The following is a 17,825-nucleotide window of genomic DNA, read 5'->3' as shown; positions in this document are numbered from 1 at the left end:
GGGGCGGTGCCCCCGCGACCGGGCGGGCGCCGCCGCGCCGACGAGCTCGCGTCCCTGTCACCCGAACACGGAACTCCGATGCATTTCGATCTGACCGACGAGCAGCGCATGGTCCAGGAGACGGCGCGGCGCTTCGCCCTCGAGGACATCGCGCCGACCCTGGTGGAGGAGGAGAAGGCGCACACCTTCAGGACCGATCGCGTCGCCCGCATGGGCGCGCTCGGCTTCTTCGGCTGCGCGCTCTCCGAGGAGCTCGGCGGCACCGGGATGGGCTTCCTCGAGTCGGTGCTGATGGCCGAGCAGATCGCCAAGATCTCGGCGTCGTGGCGGCTGCCCTTCAACATGCAGAATCTCGGCCCCGCCCTGACGGTGGCGAAGTTCGGCACGCCCGAGCAGAAGCAGAAGTACATCCCGGGCTGGGTCGCCGGCACGCAGCTCGGCTTCTTCGCCATCACCGAGCCGAACACCGGTTCGGACGTCGCCTCGATGAAGACCCATGCGATCGACAAGGGTGACCACTTCGAGGTCCACGGCAGCAAGATGTGGATCTCGCAGGCGCATGTCGGCGACGCCGGGCTCCTCTACGCCTACACGGACCGCTCGGCCGGCAACAAGGGCCTCACCGCCTTCCTGATCGAGCCGAAGGCCTGGGCCGGCGTCTCGGCGCGGGCGATCGAGACCAAGCTCGGCCTGCACTGCGCGCCGACCGGCGAGTTCGTCTTCGACGGCATGAAGGTGCCGAAGGAGAACGTGCTCGGCCAGCCGGGCGACGGCTTCCGCATCTGCATGTGGCAGCTCAACCAGACGCGGATCGGCTGTGCGGCCGGCGCGCTCGGCGTCGCCGGCGGCTGCCTCGATCTCGCGATCGACTACGCCAACGGCCGCACCCAGTTCGGCAAGCCGATCTCGCAGCACCAGATGGTGCAGGCCCAGATCGCCGACATGGCGGCCGAGCACGCCGCGGCGCAGCTCCTCGTCTATCGGGCCGCCTGGCTGAAGGACCAGGGCAAGCCGAGCCAGTACGAGACCTCGGTCGCCAAGCTGTTCGCCTCCGAGGCCGCCGTCCACGCCGCCAACGAGTGCATGAAGATCTTCGGCTCGTTCGGCTTCTCCACCGAGTATCCGGCCGAGCGGTTCTATCGCGATGCGAAGTCGCTGCAGGTGGTCGAGGGCACCTCGAACATCCAGCGCATGATCATCGCCGGCATGGCCTGCGGCTTCACGCCCAACCGGGAGTGAGGCCGGGCGACGACCAGGCGGGCCGCGACGGCGCGCGTCGGTGTCTCCGAACCAAACGCCCCGCCGCGGTTTCTAACAGGACACAACCGCGGCGGGCGCGGGCCACGAGGCCTCCTGCCGCCCGAGGAGTGTCCGATGCGCGCGATCCTTCTGTCCCTGGCGGCTCTCGGCGCCGCCGTCGCCTTCGTCCCGGCGCCCGCCAGCGCCCAGACCGGGCCGATCTATCCCTGGTGCGCCCAGTACGGTGGCCGCAGCGGCGCCACCAACTGCTATTTCGCCAATCTCTGGCAGTGCCAGCAGGCGATCAGCGGCAACGGCGGGTGGTGCTACCGCAATCCGTTCTCGGCTCAGGCCTCCGAGCCGCGCGACCGCCGTCGCAGCCGGCAGGACTATCGCCGGTACTGATCGGGACTCGGCCGCGGCCGCTGCGGGGCGGCTTTGCACGCGCTCGTGATCGTGGCGCGTGCCGCTGCCGGCGGTGCCGTGCTAGCGTGACCGCCCTCGAATCTGCGCTAGGAGGTCGCGATGCGCGCGCTTCTCGTGACGGTCGGGCTCGCCGCGGCCATGGTGGTCGCCGGCGCCCCCGCGGGCCAGGCCCAGGTGCCGTCCTCGGCCGGGCCGATCTATCCCTGGTGCGCCCAGTACGGCGGCGCCTGGGGCGGCGGCACCAACTGCTACTTCGCCAATCTCTGGCAGTGCCAACAGGCGATCAGCGGCAACGGCGGATTCTGCTACGAGAACCCGTTCGCGTGGGGCCTCAATACGGCGCCGCCGCCGCGCAAGAGCCGCAAGAGCCGGGCCGGCTGATTCGGCCGATGCAGTGGACGACGCGGCGGGCGGCATGATCCCTGTGCTGGTGCGGCTCGCCCTCGGGGCCGTGATGATCTATGCGGCGCTCGTGCTGGTGCTCTACGTCGCTCAGCGGTCGTTGATGTATCCGGCCGAGGCGCGGCGGACCGCGCCGGCCGCGGCCGGGCTGCCGCAGGCCGAGGAGATCGCGCTCACGACCGCCGACAGTGAGCGCATCGTCGCCTGGCACGTCCCGCCGCGGGACGGAAAGCCCGTCATCCTCTATCTGCACGGCAATGGCGGCGCGCTGCGCCATCGGGTGCCGCGCTTTGCCGCGCTGGTCCGCGACGGCTTCGGCCTGCTGGCGGTGTCGTTCCGCGGCTATGGCGGATCGACCGGCTCGCCCAGCGAGGCCGGCCTGATCGCCGACGCCGAGGCCGCCCACGCCTTCGCGGCGGAGCGCTACGGCGCCGGAAGGATCGCGGTGTTCGGCGAATCGCTCGGCACCGGCGTCGCCGTGGCGCTCGCCGCGACCCGCCCGGTGGCGCGGCTGATCCTCCAGGCGCCCTACACGTCGACGGCCGCCGTCGCCCGCATCGCCTATCCGTTCGCGCCGATCGGGCTCCTGATGAAGGACCAGTTCCGCTCGGATCTGCGGGCGCCGGACGTCACGGCGCCGGTGCTGATCCTGCACGGGACGCAGGACTCGGTGATCCCGATCGGCTTCGGCGAGGCGCTGTTCGCGGCGTTCCGCAGCGACAAGCGGCTCGTCCGCCTGCCCGGCGGCGACCACGAGGATCTCGACGATTTCGGCGCGCTCGACGCGGTGCGCGATTTTCTCGCCGGAGCGCGACCGGCTGCGGAGTAATGCTCCACCGTCATTCCGGGGCGCGCGGAACGCGCGAACCCGGAATCCAGCGACACGCTCCCGGCTCCTGGCTGGATTCCGGGTTCGGGCCTTCGGCCCGCCCCGGAATGACCGCGGCCCAGCGTGTGCGTCCGCTCAGTTGAACGTCGTGTAGGTCCGGCCCGGCTCCCCGCCGACGCGGCGGAAGCCGTCGGCGGCCGCCTGGTAGCCCTGGCGCAGGGCGAGGGCGCGGGCGTAGGAGCCGGCCGCCTTCTCCTTGTCATTCATGCGCTCGTAGGCGAGGCCGCGGCTGGTCCAGGCCTGGACGTTCTCGGGCTCCAGCTCGACCGCGTCGTCGAGGTCGCCGGCCGCGGCCTTGAGGTCGCCGACCGCCAGATACGTCAGCCCGCGGGCGATGAACGGCTCGGCCTGCTGCTGCGACAGGCCGATGGCGGTCGAGAAGTCGTCGATGGCGAACTGGTACTGGCGCTGGCTCTGATAGAGGAGCCCGCGATTGTAGTAGGCCTGGGCGTTGTCGGGGCGGATCTGGACCGCCTTGTTGAAGTCCTGCAGGGCGCGCAGGAGCTCGCCCTTGTCGCGATACGCCATGCCGCGGCCCACATAGGCGACCGCGTAGGCCGGGTCGATCTGCAGGGCGCGGTCGTAGTCGGCGAGGGCCTGGTCGAGCTTGCCGGTCTGGCGGTAGGCGAGGCCGCGATTGGCATAGGCCTGCGCGTAGTTCGGATCGATCTGGATCGCCTTGTCGAAATCGGCGAGCGCATCCTGGTAGCGGCCCGACTGGCCGAGCACCGAGCCGCGCATGTTGTAGGCCTGCGGGTCGTTCGGGTTCTTCGACAGCACCGCGGTGAGCGACGCGAGATTCGCCGGCGAGGCTGCCGAGGTCGCGTCGTCGACCACCGTGGTCGGCATGTTCATGATCGTCGAGCAGCCGCCGAGCGCCAGCGCGCCGGCCGCGAGGCCGATCAGAATCGTCTTCGACAACAGGGATTTGGCGAGCGGGCTAGGGAGCCCGGGAGCGGCGCTGCGACGGCGGTTCGACCAGCCGAGTCTTTCGCTACCGGAACCCATGGTCTTCCTCGTGACGCGCATCGACACGGCCGCGGCATGGTGCGGCCCGGCCCTGGGTCACGGACAATCGCGGCGATCTTGCGGCGGCGCCGCCCGTCCACGCGAAACGCGGGGCTGCGCTGCCGCCCCGTCACCCGACCTTGGAGCAAATGCGAAACGAGCGGGCGGCCGGGCCACCCGCTCGCGAAACGTCGTTCGGTCTCGACGGACCGGCGCGCGGATCAGCGCGGGGCGCTGCTGCGGAAGCCGCCGCCACCGCCCATGCCGGGACGGGCGCCGGGGCCGCCGGCCCGCGGGGCGGGCTTCGGCTTGCCGGGGATCAGGCCCTCGCGCTGGGCGCGCTTGCGGGCCAGCTTGCGGGCGCGGCGGATCGCCTCGGCCTTCTCCCGCGCCTTGCGCTCGGAGGGCTTCTCGTAATGACCGCGCAGCTTCATCTCGCGGAAGATGCCCTCGCGCTGCATCTTCTTCTTCAGCGCCTTGAGGGCCTGGTCGACGTTGTTGTCACGAACGAGTACCTGCACGAAGCGTCCTCTCGAAGGTCTTGTCGGTTGATCTGGCGGGCCGTCCGCCAGCGGTCGAACGATCGCGCGGGCTCCCAGGTGGGGGGCGTCTACCAGAAAGCGCCGGCGAAGTCCATCATGCGTCGCGACAATGCGGCCATCGCCGTACGGTTTCCCGGGCGGTCCGGGTCAGTCCACGAAAACCCGGTTCACGTGGCCCATCTTGCGGCCGGGGCGGACGATCGGCTTGCCGTAGAGGTGGACCGAGGCGCCCGGGACGGCGAGCCAGGCCTTGTGCTCGTCGACCTCGGCGCCGATCAGGTTGATCATCTCGGCCCGTCCGTGGCGGACCGGCACCGCCAGCGGCCAGCCGGCCACCGCCCGGATGTGCTGCTCGAACTGCGACACCGTGCAGCCGTCCTGGGTCCAGTGGCCGGAATTGTGGACCCGCGGCGCGATCTCGTTGACCAGCACGCGACCGCCGGGGCCGGCGCCGCCGGCACCATCCGCCACCCAGAACATCTCGACCGCCAGCACGCCGACATAGCCGAACGCATCGGCGATCCGGCTGGCGATGTTCCGCGCGGCCTCGGCGATCTCGGTCGGCACGGCAGCCGGGACCCGGGTGACCTTGAGGATGTGGTCGCGGTGCTCGTTCTCGCACAGCTCGAAGGTCTGGACGGTGCCGTCGAGGCCGCGCGCGACCACCACGGAGACCTCGCGCTCGAACGGCACGAAAGCCTCGAGGATCGCCGGCTGCTGCCCGATCTCGTCCCAGGCGATGCCGGGGTCGTCGCCGGGCCGGATCGTCACCTGGCCCTTGCCGTCGTAGCCGAACCGCCGCGTCTTCAGCACGGCCGGCCGGCCGAGCGCGGCGAGGGCCGCGTCGAGCGCGGCGCGATCGTCGACCGCCGCATAGGGGGCGGTGGCAATGCCGAGCGCCGTGACGAAATTCTTCTCGGTGAGCCGGTCCTGGGTGGTCGCGAGAATCTTCGGGTCGGGCAGGACGGGCTTTCGAGCCGACAGGAACGTCGCCGTCTCGGCCGGGACGTTCTCGAACTCGTAGGTGACCACGTCGACGTCGTTGGCGAAGCGGTCGAGCGCCTCCTTGTCGGTGTAGTCGGCCTCGGTCACCCGGCGCACCACGTCGAAGGCGCAGGACTGCGGGTCCGGGCACAGCACGTGGCACTTGAAGCCGAGCCGGCCGGCGGCGAGCGCCAGCATGCGGCCGAGCTGGCCTCCGCCGAGAATCCCGATGGTGGCGTCCGGACCGAGCGGACGCGGCGCGACGATCACGCGGAGGCCTCCTCGGACGGCGCCTCGGCGACCGACTCGGTCTGCCGGCGGCGCCAGGCGTCGAGCCGGTCGGCGAGATCTGCGTCGTGCAGCGCCAGGATGGAGGCCGCGAGCAGCGCCGCGTTGATGGCGCCGGCGCGGCCGATGGCGAGCGTCCCGACCGGCACGCCGGGCGGCATCTGGACGATCGAGTAGAGCGAATCGACCCCCGAGAGCGCCTTCGACTCGACCGGCACGCCGAGCACCGGCAGCGGCGTCATCGCCGCCGTCATGCCGGGCAGGTGGGCGGCGCCGCCGGCGCCGGCGATGATCACCTGAAAGCCTTCCGCCTTGGCGCCCTTGGCGAAGGCGACCAGCCGGTCGGGCGTGCGGTGGGCCGAGACGATGCGGGTGACGTGGCCGACGCCGAGCGCGGCGAGCGTCTCGGCGGCGTGCCGCATGGTGGCCCAGTCGGACTGGCTGCCCATGATGATGGCGACCGGGGTCGCGGCCACGGCTCTCTCGGACAATGGCTCTCTCGGACAAGGAAGGACCGCCGCGCGGTCGACGCGCGGGTTTTATCGGCTGGGGTAACGGGCGGCAAGCGAGCCGGTCGGCCGAACGCGCCGAAACGGCCGTCGCTTCGGCCGGAGTCGCGAATCACGTACAGCGGAGAGCATCACAGGGCGCGCGGCGGCCGGGACATGCGGGGCAAGACGGCGGAACGGCAGACGCAGCGGACCGGGGCGGCCGGCCGAAAGCCGGCGCCGACGCGGCCGCCCGAGGAGCCGTCGACCCCGCTCGCCGCTGCCGTCCGCAAAGCGCCGGGGCGATCGCAGCCGGGCCGGCTTGCCGACGAGGCCGACCGACTCGAGGCGGACGTCGCCAAGACGCTCGCCCGCGAGGTCGCCCGGCTCGAGGCCGAGCTGGCCGCGATGCGGGCGCGCCTCGCCGAGCTCGAGGCGCATGCCGATCGCGACCCGCTGACCGGCCTCCTCAACCGCCGCGGCTTCGAGCGCGAGCTCCTCCGCGCGAGTGCCCATGTGCGGCGCTACGGTGGCCGGCTGGTGCTGGTCTATCTCGATCTCGACGGCTTCAAGCCGGTCAACGACACCCACGGCCACGCCGCCGGCGACGCCGTGCTGCAGGCCGTCGCGGCGGTGCTGCAGGGCCATGTCCGCGCCTCGGATCTCGTCGCCCGGCTCGGCGGTGACGAGTTCGCGGTGCTCTTGTGGAACCTCTCGGACCCCGATGCCGAGACCAAGGCGGCCATGCTGGAAACCATGATCGCGGCCGCCCGGGTGCCGTGGCGGGAGGGCGAGATCGCGGTCGGCGCCTCGGCCGGCACGGCCGCACTGACCGATCCGGACGCCGCCGCCGAGGCGCTCGCCCGCGCCGACGCCGCGATGTATGCGCGCAAGCGCCGGCGGAGTGGCCGGGGCGGCTAGCGCCGGCTTGTCGTCGAGCGCTGTGACCGTGTCCCGGACGCGCTGCAGCGCGAAGCGATGCGGCGCGAGCCGGGACCGAGGGGCCGCCGGCTCGGACCTTCGATCGTCTGGTCCGTCGCGAACTTCTCGCCGTGCCTCCCCTGGGCCCCGGCTCTGCGGGGTGTCGGGCTGCGCCCGCCACCCCTTGTCCGGGGCACGCCGAGCACGGGGGCAGGCAGCATGACGACAGCCGGCCGCCGATCAGGCGATGATGTCGGGCGTCATCTGGTCTTCGATGAAGGAGATCCGGTCTTTCAACCAGAGTTTGCGCTTCTTGAGGCGCTGCACCTGGAGGATGTCGGAGCCGGGCGTGTCCTGCAGGACCGAGATCGCGACGTCGAGGTCGCGATGCTCCTGGCGCAGGCGCTCGAGCTGTCCCTTGAGGTCGGCTTCGTTCTCGTTCATCGGACCGCGTTCGCCACCGGACGGTCGGTCACCGGACCGTCGGGGACCGTGGGACCGCTGCACTGGCCGCGGTCCTGTCATGCCCGGGTCGAACGTGATCGCGGCCTGTCGCCGCATGTATCGCCCGGCAGCGTCGTTTTTTCAAGTTTCACAGGGCGGCCCGACTCGATCACGGCAACGATCACGAAACGGTGTCGTGCGGGGCGGTGTCGATCCTCGTCGACACCAAAGTGTCATCGTGGCAGACTGTCAACGTCAGGCAGCAATCTGACATGAGGAGAAAAGGCACATGGCCACGCTCTCGCTTGCTGAACTCGAACAACGGCACCGGATGCTGGAAGCGGAACTCAATGATGCGCTCCAGCATCCGTCAGTCGATGATCTCCAGCTCGCCGAGTTGAAGCGTCGGAAACTGCAGCTCAAGGACGCCATCGTTCGGATGCAGCACCTGAGCAGCGTACACTGAGGATTAGTTCGGAATAATTCATCGTTGTGTTTGGTAGATCCGCCGGCTCTCGGAAACGAGGCCGGCGGTTCTCTTTTTGAGAAGCAGCTCGTGCGCGACCGGTGGGGCGATCGTCTGCGCATCTGTCGTGCCCGACTGCTGCGATCGACGATCCGAAGACGTCAGATCTTGCGCAGCTCGGCCGCTGCCCGCGCCAGGATCTCGACGATCCGGGCCTCCGTCTCGGCGTCGCGACCGAACCGCTCTGCGGCGATGTCGCGCAGATTGTCGACCGCCGCATCGACCAGGCGGGACACGCGCGGGCCGCGCCCGCCGTCCTCGCGCTCGGCCCGCTGCCGCCAGCGCTCGGCCTTCTCGCCGATGGCCGCGAGTCGCTCCAGCACGGCGTCGACCACGGCCTGATTCTCGGCCAGATGGGCGCGGCCATCGTCCGTGATGGTGTACAGTTTCTTGCTGCCCTCGGTCTGCGCCGTGACGTGACCCGCCTCCTCCAGGAAGGTCAGGGTCGGGTAGACCATGCCGGGACTCGGCGCGTACCAGCCGCCGGTCTTCTCTTCCAGGACCTTGATGATCTCGTAGCCGTGGCGCGGCTGCTCGGCGATGAGAGCGAGCGCCAGCAGGCGGAGGTCGCCCTGTGCCAGCATGCGCCCGACCCGGGCGAAGTCGCCGCCGCCGCGGCCGCCGAAGCCGGGCCCGCCGCCGAAGCGGCCGCGGCCGGAGCGGCCGCCGCCGTGCTGGCCCGCCGCCCAATGGTCCGGGTGCAGGTCGTCCCGCTCGGCGTGCAACGCGCCGTGCCGGTCGTGGTGTCCCTTCCGGTGCGGCCCGTGATGGCGCGCGTGGTGGCCCCCGTGATGTCCCGCTCCGTGTCCCGCCCTATGCCCCTCTCGGGGGTCGCAATGGTGGTCGTGCATCGTGCTCTCCTTCTCAAGATATATCGTGAGATAGAACGGATCGCGCTATACCACAAGATATATCTAACATATTTTTCCAGGGCCTCTTCGGATGCACTTGCGAACGCGCACCGGGACTGGTTCGCTGGGCGCGCGAGGAACTCACAAGGAGATAAAAATGCGCGGGGACGTCTCGCGGCGCCGGGTGCTGGCGCTCGCGACCATCTCGTTTTTCAGTCTCGTGTTTTTTGACCCGGCCGGGGGGTTGTCGAGCGGTCCGGCGATGGCCCAGGACGCGGCCTTTCCGACCCGGCCCGTCACCCTGATCGTGCCGTTCCCGGCCGGCGGCGGCAACGACGCCACGGCCCGGGTGGTCGCCGACAAGATGTCGGGGGCGCTCGGCCAGCAGGTGATCGTCGACAACCGCGGCGGCGGCGGCGGCAATATCGGGACCCGGGCGGTCGCCCGCGCGGTGCCGGACGGGTACACGCTGCTGCTCGGCTACACCGGGACGCTGTCGATCAATCCGAGCGTCTACCGCAACGCCGGCTACGATCCCCGCAAGGACTTCGCCCCGATCGGTATGATCGGGGTGTCGCCGAGCGTCTTCGTGGTCAATCCCAAGGTCGCGGCGACGTCGATCGCGGAGTTCATCACGCTCGCCAAGGCGACCCCCGGCAAGCTCGACTACGCCTCGTCGAGCGCCGGCACGGTCGGCCACATCATGGCGGAGCTGTTCGCCAAGGAGGCCGGCATCAAGCTGTCGCACATCCCCTACAAGGGGACGGCACCGGCCCTGAACGACCTCGTCGGCGGCCACGTGTCGATGATGATCGTGCCGATCGTCCCGGTGCTCGGCAACGTCAAGGGCGGCACGCTGCGCGCGCTCGGGGTGACGAGCAAGACGCGCAGCGCCCTGTTGCCCGACGTCCCGGCCGTCGCCGAGGCGGGCCTGCCGGGCTTCTCGGCCGAGCTTCATTACGGCCTGCTGGCGCCGGCCGGCACGCCGCCCGCCGTGGTGGCGAAGCTCAACGCGGCGCTGAACGCGGCGCTCGCCAACCCCGACGTGAAGGCCCGCTTCGCGGCCGAGGGGCTCGAGCCGCGGCCGATCACGCCGCAGCAATACGCCGACGCCATCGACACCGAGGAGAAGACCTGGGGCTCGCTGGTGCGCTCGCTCGACATCAAGGTGGAGTGAGGCCGCGCCGGGGCCGGTGCATCATCGGCCCCGGTGCTTCCCCTCGGGTCGCGCCCGAAAGATCGAGACGCCCGGGGGCTGTGAAAAGCCCGTCTCGTCATTCCGGACGCCGCGAAGCAGCTGTCCGGACTCCCTATCCCCAGTCCGATTTGTTTTGGAAGCCCAGGGGTTATGGGTTCCGGGCTCCGGCCTTCGGCCGGCCCCGGAACGACCAGCATCGGAATTTCAACAGCCTGCTGGGGAGGTGGTGAGAACGGCTTCACCGCCCTTCGGCGGGCTGCCGAACGTCGGGCTGCTCGCGCCGCGCAGTGGCCGCTCGCCGCGGCGCGAGCGTCACCGGACCAAGACGACCAGAAGAACCAGACCGACAACAAGCAGGAGACCCCCATGCGTGCCGATCACCCCCGCCGCCGCGCCGTCGCGGCGATTCTCGCGCTCGCCGGACTCGCGCTGGCGGGTCCGACCCCGTCCGCGTCGGCGCAATCCGGCGGCGCCACCGCCGCCGCGACCGGTGACGCCGCCGGCTGGCCGACCCGGCCCATCACCCTGATCGTCCCGTTCCCGGCCGGCGGCGGCAACGACGCGATGGCCCGCATCGTCGCCGACAAGCTGTCCGGCGCGCTCGGCCAGCAGGTGATCGTCGACAATCGCGGCGGCGGGGGCGGCAATATCGGGACGCGCGCGGTCGCCCGCGCGGCGCCGGACGGCTACACGCTGCTGCTCGGCCACACCGGGACCGTCTCGGTCAATCCGAGCCTCTTCGCCACGGCCGGCTACGACCCGCGCAAGGACTTTGCCCCGATCGGCCTGATGGCGACCATGCCGGTGGTGCTGCTCGCCCATCCGTCCTTCCCGGGCAAGACCGTCGCCGACGTCGTCGCCGCCGCCAAGGCGGCGCCCGGCAAGATGAGCATCGGCACCTCGGCGGTCGGCACCGGCGGCTACATGACGGCCGAGCTGTTCAAGGCGAGCGCCGGCATCGAGGCGACGCTCGTCCCCTACAAGGGGACCGGGCCGCTGATGAACGACCTGGTCGGCGGCCACGTGCCGATCGCCTTCGGGATCCTGGCGCCGGCGCTCGGCAACATCGAGGCAAAGACGCTGCGGGTGATCGCCGTGATGAGCCGCGAGCGCTTCCCGCTGCTGCCCGACGTCCCGACCGCCGACGAGTCCGGGCTGCCGGGCTTCGAGTCGGTCCTGCACTACGGCCTGCTGGCGCCGGCCGGCACGCCGGCCCCGATCGTCTCGAAAATCAACGCCGCCCTGCAGGCGCTGGTGAAGACCGAGGAGGTCGCCAAGCGCATCCGGGCCGAAGGCGGCGCCCCGCTGACCAGTACGCCGGAGGAGTACGCCGCCGACATCGATCGCGAGGAGAAGAAGTGGAGCGCCCTGGTGCGCCGGCTGGGGCTGAAGGGGGATTGACGGGCTGAGATCCGCCGCCGCGTGCCCCGGACAAGGCCCATCGGGCCAGCGGCCTGATGGGCCGCAGATCCGGGGCCCAGGGGCCACACGGGATTACGTCGGTTCCTCGCCCTGGGTCCCGGGTCGTGGCGCTTCGCGCCGCGCCCGGGACACGGGCTCATGCCGTATCGCTCACGCCTCCTTGGCCATGTCGCGGAGCTTGAACTTCTGGATCTTGCCCGTGGAGGTCTTGGGGATCTCGGTGAACACCACGTGGCGCGGGCATTTGAACGCGGCGAGGTGCTGCCGGCACCAGGTGATCAGATCCTCGGACGTCGCGCTCTTGCCCTCGCGCAGCTCGACGAAGGCGCAGGGCGTCTCGCCCCATTTCTCGTCGGGCTTCGCCACCACGGCGACGGCGGCGACGGCCGGGTGCTTGTAGAGCGCGTCCTCGACCTCGATCGAGGAGATGTTCTCGCCGCCCGAGATGATGATGTCCTTGGCGCGGTCCTTCAGCTGCACATAGCCGTCGGGATGCAGGACGCCGAGGTCGCCGGAGTGGAACCAGCCCCCCGCGAACGCCTCGTCGGTCGCCGTCTTGTTCTTGAGATAGCCCTTCATCACCACGTTGCCGCGGAACATCACCTCGCCGAGCGTCGCGCCGTCGGCCGGCACCGGCACCATGTGGGCCGGGTCCATCACGGTGAGGTCGTCGAGGCCGACATAAGGCACGCCCTGGCGCGCTTTCAACGCACCCCACTGCTCGACCGGCAGCGCGTCCCAGTCGCGGTGCCAGTCGTTGATCACCGACGGGCCGTAGGTTTCGGTGAGGCCGTAGAGATGCGTCACCTCGAAGCCGGCCTCCTTCATGGCGACCAGCACGGACTCCGGGGGCGGTGCCGCGGCGGTGAAGAACTGCACCGGACCGGCGAGCGGCCTCCTCTCGTGGTCGGCGGCGTTGAGCAGCGTCGACATCACGATCGGTGCGCCGCACAGATGGGTGACGCCGTGCGTCGCCATCAGCTCGTACATCAGCCCGGCGCGCACCTGGCGCAGGCACACATGGGTGCCGGCCACCACCGAGATCGACCACGGGAAGCACCAGCCGTTGCAGTGGAACATCGGCAGGGTCCACAGATAGACCGGGTGCTTGCCCATGCCGCAGTTGACGATGTTGCCGACGCCGAGCAGCGCGGCGCCGCGATGGTGGTAGACGACGCCCTTCGGGTTGCCGGTGGTGCCGGACGTGTAGTTCAGCGAGATCGCGTCCCACTCGTCGCCCGGATGGGTCCGCACGAAGTCGTCGCTGCCCTGCGCGACGAGGTCCTCGTAGTCGAGCGTGCCGATGCGCTCGCCGGCGCCCGTGAATTCGGGGTCGTCGTAGTCGATCACCAGCGGCTTCACCTTGGCGGCGTCGAGCGCCGGCTTCATGACGCGCGAGAACTCGCGGTCGGTGATCACCACCTTGGCGTCGGCGTGGTCGAGCGAGAAGCCGATGATGGCGGCGTCGAGCCGGGTGTTGAGCGTGTTCAGCACGGCGCCCGTCATCGGCACGCCGTAGTGGCATTCGAGCATGGCCGGCGTGTTGGCCAGCATCACCGAGACGGTGTCGCCGCGCCCGATGCCGCGCTTCGCCAGCGCCGAGGCGAGCTTTTTTGCACGGATATGAAAATCCCGATACGTCCGGCGCAGCGGCCCGTGCACCACGGCGAGGTGGTCGGGATGGGTGCGGGCGGCGCGCTCGAGGAACACGAGCGGGGTGAGCGGCTGATGGTTGGCGGGGTTGCGGTCGAGATCGGTGTCGTAGGCGTTCGCGGCCATTGGGCAATTCGCTCCCTGGAAAACCGACCCACGTTAGCGAAGCCGTCGAGGCCCTCCAATACGCCGCTCGGCGGAGACGATGTCGCGCCCGGCCCCTCGCAGTGCGCCGCATGGCGGAGCCGGGCCGTGCCACGATGTCCAAAGCGTGATAGGCGACCCCGGCGCTGCCCGATATAATGTCCAGCGAAAGGACTCGGCCATGGGCAGCCCCAACACGTTCGGCACCTTCCTGACCACCCTCCAGACGCTGGAGTCGGCGCGGCCGTCCGGGTCCGAGGCGGTGCCGCATGCCGGGTCCGGTCGCCCGTCGACGGTTCCGACGCTCGACGCCGACATCCTGGCCGTCGCCCGCATGGTGGTTCCGGCGCCGGACGGCGCGCCGGTCGGCGCGATCCGCGATCGCGTCACGCTCGCCCCGGACGCCTTCTTCGGCGCCGTGCTGGCCGGGCGCGACAAGGGCGTGTTCGAGCTCGACGACACCGGCACCGAGCCGGTGCTGAAGCTCACCAGGCTGGGCCGCAGCCTCGCCGGCTGACCCGCGAGGGCGGAGGCGGCCCCGAGGAGGGGCGCCGTGGATCTGTTCTATTACGTGTTCCTGGCCGGCGTGCTCGTCGGTCTCGCCGAGCTGTTGTCGCGCCACAAGGACTATCCCCGCCAGGCCGCGCTGTCGGTGCCCAGCCTCGTCTATCTGGTGCTCAACGGCGTGCTGTCGATGATCGCGCTGGCGGTCGTCCAGCTCTCGCCGCCCGACTGGCTGAAGTCCGGCGCGACGCTCGATCCGCTGAAGACCGTGCTGGTCGTCGGCTTCGGAGCGGCCGCCTTCTTCCGCTCGTCCTTCTTCAAGCTCCGCACCCCGGACGGCGACATCTCGGTCGGCCCCGGCCTGGTGATCGACGTGTTCCTCAAGGTGATCGACGATGCGGTCGATCGCGAGCTCGGCGAGAGGCGGCTCGAAGAGGCCTCGACCCTCATGGCCGACGTCGACTTCGCGAAGGCGGCCAAGGCGCTGCCGACCTTCTGCTTCGCCGGCCTGAAACGGCTCTCGCCGGAGGCGCAGCAGCAGGCCGCGCTACAGATCAAGTCGCTCGCCGACGCGACCGACATCGACGAGGACACCAAGGCGGTCGCCCTCGGGCTGACCGTCATGGCGCTGACCGGAAAGCCGATCCTGCAGACCGCGGTGCGCCGGCTCGCGCCCCGCATCGGCAAGTCGCCGCGCCCGCCGGCTCCGGCGGCGGCCCGATGACGTCGCGTCTCAGCCGCGGCCGAAGACGACGTGCGAGCCGCCCTGCCAGATCAGCGAGACCGAGATCAGGAAGATCAGCGCGTAGCTGATCTTGTAGAACAGCTCGGTCGGGGTCCGGCGGACCAGCCAGATGCCGAGGAAGTTGGTGGCAACCGCCAGCGGCAGCAGCAGCACCGAGGTGCCGAGCGCCTCGCCGGTGAATTGGCCGAGCGCGAAATAGGGCAGCACCTTGAGGGCGTTCACCACGGCGAAGAAGATCGTCGTGGTGCCGACGAGGCGCAGCTTCGGCAGCTTCTGGGGCAGCACGAACACCTGGAAGGGCGGCCCGCCGCCCTGCGACAGCGTCGAGGTGAATCCCGACAGGCCGCCCCAGAACACGCCGGCGGCCGGGTTCGGCGGCTTGCCCGCCTTGGGCGGCCGGCCGAACCAGACATTGAGCACGAAGCCGAGCCCGATCAGCCCGACCGCGATGCGGATCATGTCGTCGGAGACATGCGCCGCGATCGCCCAGGCGATCCCGACCCCGATCGCGGCGCCGGGCAGCAGGATCTTCAGGTTCCACGGGTCCCAGTCGCGGCGATAGACCCACACCGAAATGAGGTCCTGGACGATGACGATCGGCAGCAGGATGGCGGCGGCCTGCAGGGGCGGCGCGTAGAGGGCGAGCAGCGGCGTCGCCATCGTGCCGACACCGGCGAAGCCGCCCTTGGAGAGGCCGATCGCCGTCACGGCCGGCAGGGCGACGAGATAGAAGATCGGATCTTGGATGATGTCCACGGTCGACAGGCGGCGTGAGGCGGGAAGCGGGGGCCGCGCATCAAAGCCGATCCGGGCGCGCCGCGCCAGCAGGGATTAGTCCGCGATGCCGCATGGCGCGCCGCCGGTGTGGTGCGCCGTCCCGCGACGATCCTCCCTGTGGCGATCCGTCGCCGGCCGCGCCGACGACCAAAGGCTAAGGGGCAACACTCTTGCAAACCGGTGCGAGTACGGCACAATCGCGGCCAAAAGCCCCCGGGGACAGAAACACGGCAGCCGCGTCCGGCTCCTGCGCTCGCGCGTCGGGGCCGAAGGGCGTGCCGATCAGGAGGAAGCGACGTGACGAATTCCGCATCCGCAGTGCATCTGGACTCCGCCCGGCAGGACACCGGCGCCGGCGCCACCCGTTATCACGAGGTCTATGCGCAGTCGCTGAAGGACCCGGTGGCGTTCTGGGGCGAGGCCGCCGAGGCGATCGACTGGTACGAGAAGCCCAAGACGATCTTCGATCCGAGCCTCGGCCCCTACGGTCGCTGGTTCGTCGGCGGCGTCTGCAACACCTGCTACAACGCGGTGGACCGTCACGTGCTGAACGGCCGCGCCAACCAGCCGGCCCTCATCTACGATTCGCCCGTCACGGCGACCAAGCGCACGCTGACCTACGGCGATCTGCTGCAGGAGGTGCGCACGCTCGCCGCCATCCTGCGCGACTTCGGCGTCGGCAAGGGCGATCGCGTCATCCTCTACATGCCGATGGTGCCGGAGGCGCTGATCGGCATGCTGGCCTGCGCCCGCATCGGCGCCATCCATTCGGTGGTGTTCGGCGGCTTCGCGGCCAAGGAGCTCGCCACCCGCATCGACGACGCCAAGCCGAAGGTGATCCTCACCGCGAGCTGCGGCATCGAGCCGGGCCGCGTCGTCGCCTACAAGCCGCTGCTCGACGCCGCCATCACGTTCGCCTCGGAGAAGCCGTCCGCCGTGCTGGTGCTGCAGCGGCCGCAGGCGCAGGCCGAGCTGATTTCGGGACGTGATCACGACTGGGCGACGCTGCGCGCCACCGCGCTCAAGTCGGGCCGGGTCGCCGAATGCGTCCAGGTCGCGGCGACCGATCCGCTCTACATCCTCTACACGTCGGGCACCACCGGCCGGCCGAAGGGTGTGGTGCGCGACAACGGCGGCCACATGGTCGCGCTCAAGTGGACGATGCCGAACCTCTATAACGTCGCCCCCGGCGAGGTGTACTGGGCGGCGTCCGACGTCGGCTGGGTGGTCGGCCACTCCTACATCGTCTACGCGCCGCTGCTGCACGGCTGCACCACCATCCTCTACGAGGGCAAGCCGATCGGCACGCCGGACGCCGGCGCCTTCTGGCGGGTGATCGCCGAGCACAATTGCGTGACCATGTTCACGGCGCCGACCGCGTTCCGGGCGATCAAGAAGGAGGATCCGGACGCCAAGCACCTCGAGCGCTACGACCTCTCGAAGCTGCGGGCGCTGTTCCTGGCCGGCGAGCGGGCCGACCCCGACACCGTGATGTGGGCCGAGCGCATCCTCGGCGTGCCGGTGATCGATCACTGGTGGCAGACCGAGACGGCGTGGGCGATCGCCGGCAACCCGGTCGGCCTCGGCCGCCTGCCGGTGAAGCCCGGCTCGCCGACCGTCGCCATGCCGGGCTACGACGTGCGCATCGTCGACGAGGGCTGCCACGAGCTGCCCACCAACAAGATGGGCTCGATCGTCGTCAAGCTGCCGCTGCCGCCGGCCTGCCTGCCGACCCTGTGGCAGCAGGACGACCGCTTCGTCGAGAGCTATCTCCACGAGTATCCGGGCTACTACAAGACCGCGGATGCCGGCTTCAAGGACGAGGACGGCTATCTCTACATCATGGGTCGCACCGACGACATCATCAACGTCGCCGGCCACCGGCTGTCGACCGGCGGCATGGAGGAGGTGCTCGCCTCGCACCCGAACGTCGCCGAATGCGCCGTCATCGGCATCAAGGACGAGCTGAAGGGCGAGGTGCCGTGCGGCTTCGTCGTGCTCAAGGCCGGCGTCGAAAAGAAGCCGAGCGACATCGAGCAGGAGATCGTCAAGCTGGTGCGCGACAAGATCGGCCCGGTGGCCGCATTCAAGATCGCCATCTGCGTCAACCGCCTGCCGAAGACGCGCTCCGGCAAGATCCTGCGCGGCACCATGAAGAAGATCGCCGACCACGACCCGTGGACCATGCCGGCGACCATCGACGACCCGGCCGCGCTCGACGAGATCGACGCCGCCCTGAAGGGCCACGGCATCGGCGGCGGGTGAGGCCGCAGCGGCGGCGCTGGTCGGACGTGATCAGGACGCCGGGGCGCGCGCCCCGGCTCTCTTCTGCCTCCGTTTGTCGACTGGGGAGGGTCGGGGAGGGGGGTGAGTC

At 70.3% G+C, this 17,825-nt stretch carries 19 protein-coding genes; 11 read left to right on the top strand and 8 right to left on the bottom strand.

Annotated features, from left to right (window positions below; all coding sequences use genetic code 11):
- Positions 1 to 78: 78 nt before the first annotated feature.
- The 4 genes from ABTU92_RS18300 (at position 79) to ABTU92_RS18285 (ending at position 2,896) form a co-directional block, all read left to right on the top strand.
- Positions 79 to 1,239, top strand: a complete 1,161-nt coding sequence (locus tag ABTU92_RS18300) for an acyl-CoA dehydrogenase family protein (RefSeq protein ID WP_408093071.1) — start codon at positions 79 to 81, stop codon at positions 1,237 to 1,239.
- A 135-nt stretch (positions 1,240 to 1,374) separates the two neighbouring features.
- A complete protein-coding gene (locus ABTU92_RS18295; RefSeq protein WP_408093070.1) occupies positions 1,375 to 1,644 on the top strand; it encodes a DUF3551 domain-containing protein in 270 nt (89 codons plus the stop codon).
- 120 nt (positions 1,645 to 1,764) lie between these two features.
- Positions 1,765 to 2,046: a DUF3551 domain-containing protein gene (locus ABTU92_RS18290; protein WP_408093069.1), complete on the top strand. Its 282-nt coding sequence runs from the start codon at positions 1,765 to 1,767 to the stop codon at positions 2,044 to 2,046.
- 34 nt (positions 2,047 to 2,080) lie between these two features.
- Positions 2,081 to 2,896: an alpha/beta hydrolase gene (locus ABTU92_RS18285; RefSeq protein ID WP_408093068.1), complete on the top strand. Its 816-nt coding sequence runs from the start codon at positions 2,081 to 2,083 to the stop codon at positions 2,894 to 2,896.
- A gap of 135 nt (positions 2,897 to 3,031) precedes the next feature.
- Here ABTU92_RS18285 and ABTU92_RS18280 read toward each other — a convergent pair whose 3' ends face one another.
- The 4 genes from ABTU92_RS18280 to purE form a co-directional block, all read right to left on the bottom strand.
- On the bottom strand, positions 3,032 to 3,964 hold the full coding sequence (locus ABTU92_RS18280) for a tetratricopeptide repeat protein (protein ID WP_408093067.1): 933 nt from the start codon (positions 3,962 to 3,964) through the stop codon (positions 3,032 to 3,034).
- 221 nt (positions 3,965 to 4,185) lie between these two features.
- On the bottom strand, positions 4,186 to 4,485 hold the full coding sequence (gene rpsU / locus ABTU92_RS18275) for a 30S ribosomal protein S21 (protein WP_408093066.1): 300 nt from the start codon (positions 4,483 to 4,485) through the stop codon (positions 4,186 to 4,188).
- Between the two features lie 168 nt (positions 4,486 to 4,653).
- Entirely contained in the window at positions 4,654 to 5,757 is a 1,104-nt protein-coding gene (locus ABTU92_RS18270; RefSeq protein ID WP_408093096.1) for a 5-(carboxyamino)imidazole ribonucleotide synthase, read from the bottom strand.
- A complete protein-coding gene (gene purE, locus ABTU92_RS18265; RefSeq protein ID WP_408093095.1) occupies positions 5,757 to 6,227 on the bottom strand; it encodes a 5-(carboxyamino)imidazole ribonucleotide mutase in 471 nt (156 codons plus the stop codon). Before purE ends, ABTU92_RS18270 begins: the two co-directional genes overlap by 1 nt.
- A 216-nt stretch (positions 6,228 to 6,443) precedes the next feature.
- On the opposite strand from purE, the gene ABTU92_RS18260 reads away from it, so the two are divergent.
- Positions 6,444 to 7,187 (top strand): GGDEF domain-containing protein, encoded by a 744-nt coding sequence (locus ABTU92_RS18260; protein ID WP_408093065.1) that lies wholly within the window; start codon positions 6,444 to 6,446, stop codon positions 7,185 to 7,187.
- A gap of 240 nt (positions 7,188 to 7,427) precedes the next feature.
- On the opposite strand, the gene ABTU92_RS18255 is transcribed toward ABTU92_RS18260, so the two are convergent.
- Complete coding sequence (locus ABTU92_RS18255; RefSeq protein ID WP_111358688.1) at positions 7,428 to 7,631, bottom strand: YdcH family protein; 204 nt, start codon at positions 7,629 to 7,631, stop codon at positions 7,428 to 7,430.
- A gap of 289 nt (positions 7,632 to 7,920) precedes the next feature.
- Here ABTU92_RS18255 and ABTU92_RS18250 point away from each other — a divergent pair, with 289 nt between their 5' ends.
- Complete coding sequence (locus ABTU92_RS18250) at positions 7,921 to 8,097, top strand: YdcH family protein (RefSeq protein WP_111358689.1); 177 nt, start codon at positions 7,921 to 7,923, stop codon at positions 8,095 to 8,097.
- A 161-nt stretch (positions 8,098 to 8,258) separates the two neighbouring features.
- Here the strand turns inward: ABTU92_RS18250 and ABTU92_RS18245 are convergent, their stop codons facing one another.
- On the bottom strand, positions 8,259 to 8,882 hold the full coding sequence (locus tag ABTU92_RS18245) for a PadR family transcriptional regulator (protein ID WP_408093064.1): 624 nt from the start codon (positions 8,880 to 8,882) through the stop codon (positions 8,259 to 8,261).
- 283 nt (positions 8,883 to 9,165) lie between these two features.
- On the opposite strand from ABTU92_RS18245, the gene ABTU92_RS18240 reads away from it, so the two are divergent.
- Together ABTU92_RS18240 and ABTU92_RS18235 are read left to right on the top strand one after the other, a co-directional pair.
- A complete protein-coding gene (locus ABTU92_RS18240) occupies positions 9,166 to 10,185 on the top strand; it encodes a Bug family tripartite tricarboxylate transporter substrate binding protein (RefSeq protein WP_408093063.1) in 1,020 nt (339 codons plus the stop codon).
- A gap of 387 nt (positions 10,186 to 10,572) precedes the next feature.
- Positions 10,573 to 11,607, top strand: a complete 1,035-nt coding sequence (locus ABTU92_RS18235) for a Bug family tripartite tricarboxylate transporter substrate binding protein (protein ID WP_408093062.1) — start codon at positions 10,573 to 10,575, stop codon at positions 11,605 to 11,607.
- A 171-nt stretch (positions 11,608 to 11,778) separates the two neighbouring features.
- Here ABTU92_RS18235 and ABTU92_RS18230 read toward each other — a convergent pair whose 3' ends face one another.
- Positions 11,779 to 13,407: an acyl-CoA synthetase gene (locus tag ABTU92_RS18230; protein ID WP_408093061.1), complete on the bottom strand. Its 1,629-nt coding sequence runs from the start codon at positions 13,405 to 13,407 to the stop codon at positions 11,779 to 11,781.
- A 199-nt stretch (positions 13,408 to 13,606) separates the two neighbouring features.
- Between ABTU92_RS18230 and ABTU92_RS18225 the strand changes: the two genes are divergently transcribed.
- Together ABTU92_RS18225 and ABTU92_RS18220 are read left to right on the top strand one after the other, a co-directional pair.
- Positions 13,607 to 13,942 (top strand): hypothetical protein, encoded by a 336-nt coding sequence (locus ABTU92_RS18225; RefSeq protein ID WP_408093060.1) that lies wholly within the window; start codon positions 13,607 to 13,609, stop codon positions 13,940 to 13,942.
- Positions 13,943 to 13,978: 36 nt separating this feature from the next.
- Positions 13,979 to 14,653 (top strand): hypothetical protein, encoded by a 675-nt coding sequence (locus ABTU92_RS18220; RefSeq protein ID WP_408093059.1) that lies wholly within the window; start codon positions 13,979 to 13,981, stop codon positions 14,651 to 14,653.
- A 9-nt stretch (positions 14,654 to 14,662) separates the two neighbouring features.
- Here the strand turns inward: ABTU92_RS18220 and ABTU92_RS18215 are convergent, their stop codons facing one another.
- On the bottom strand, positions 14,663 to 15,430 hold the full coding sequence (locus ABTU92_RS18215) for a sulfite exporter TauE/SafE family protein (RefSeq protein ID WP_408093058.1): 768 nt from the start codon (positions 15,428 to 15,430) through the stop codon (positions 14,663 to 14,665).
- Positions 15,431 to 15,769: 339 nt separating this feature from the next.
- Here ABTU92_RS18215 and ABTU92_RS18210 point away from each other — a divergent pair, with 339 nt between their 5' ends.
- The gene (locus ABTU92_RS18210; protein ID WP_408093094.1) at positions 15,770 to 17,716 is read left to right on the top strand and encodes a propionyl-CoA synthetase; all 1,947 of its coding nucleotides are present in this window, start codon (positions 15,770 to 15,772) and stop codon (positions 17,714 to 17,716) included.
- Positions 17,717 to 17,825: the final 109 nt, after the last annotated feature.

Source organism: Rhodoplanes sp. SY1, from assembly GCF_046000175.1.
Classification (GTDB): Bacteria; Pseudomonadota; Alphaproteobacteria; order Rhizobiales; family Xanthobacteraceae; genus Rhodoplanes.
Note: the sequence above shows the minus strand (reverse complement) of the source record. Positions and strands in the feature narration are given on the sequence as shown.

Excerpts from the sequence above, each read along its gene's own strand:
- ABTU92_RS18300 (WP_408093071.1), top strand. The coding sequence starts at position 79 with ATGCATTTCGATCTGACCGACGAGCAGCGCATGGTCCAGGAGACGGCG.
- ABTU92_RS18295 (WP_408093070.1), top strand. The coding sequence starts at position 1,375 with ATGCGCGCGATCCTTCTGTCCCTGGCGGCTCTCGGCGCCGCCGTCGCC.
- ABTU92_RS18290 (WP_408093069.1), top strand. The coding sequence starts at position 1,765 with ATGCGCGCGCTTCTCGTGACGGTCGGGCTCGCCGCGGCCATGGTGGTC.
- ABTU92_RS18285 (WP_408093068.1), top strand. The coding sequence starts at position 2,081 with ATGATCCCTGTGCTGGTGCGGCTCGCCCTCGGGGCCGTGATGATCTAT.
- ABTU92_RS18280 (WP_408093067.1), bottom strand. The coding sequence starts at position 3,964 with ATGGGTTCCGGTAGCGAAAGACTCGGCTGGTCGAACCGCCGTCGCAGC.
- purE (WP_408093095.1), bottom strand. The coding sequence starts at position 6,227 with ATGGGCAGCCAGTCCGACTGGGCCACCATGCGGCACGCCGCCGAGACG.
- ABTU92_RS18260 (WP_408093065.1), top strand. The coding sequence starts at position 6,444 with ATGCGGGGCAAGACGGCGGAACGGCAGACGCAGCGGACCGGGGCGGCC.
- ABTU92_RS18255 (WP_111358688.1), bottom strand. The coding sequence starts at position 7,631 with ATGAACGAGAACGAAGCCGACCTCAAGGGACAGCTCGAGCGCCTGCGC.
- ABTU92_RS18250 (WP_111358689.1), top strand. The coding sequence starts at position 7,921 with ATGGCCACGCTCTCGCTTGCTGAACTCGAACAACGGCACCGGATGCTG.
- ABTU92_RS18240 (WP_408093063.1), top strand. The coding sequence starts at position 9,166 with ATGCGCGGGGACGTCTCGCGGCGCCGGGTGCTGGCGCTCGCGACCATC.
- ABTU92_RS18235 (WP_408093062.1), top strand. The coding sequence starts at position 10,573 with ATGCGTGCCGATCACCCCCGCCGCCGCGCCGTCGCGGCGATTCTCGCG.
- ABTU92_RS18230 (WP_408093061.1), bottom strand. The coding sequence starts at position 13,407 with ATGGCCGCGAACGCCTACGACACCGATCTCGACCGCAACCCCGCCAAC.
- ABTU92_RS18225 (WP_408093060.1), top strand. The coding sequence starts at position 13,607 with ATGGGCAGCCCCAACACGTTCGGCACCTTCCTGACCACCCTCCAGACG.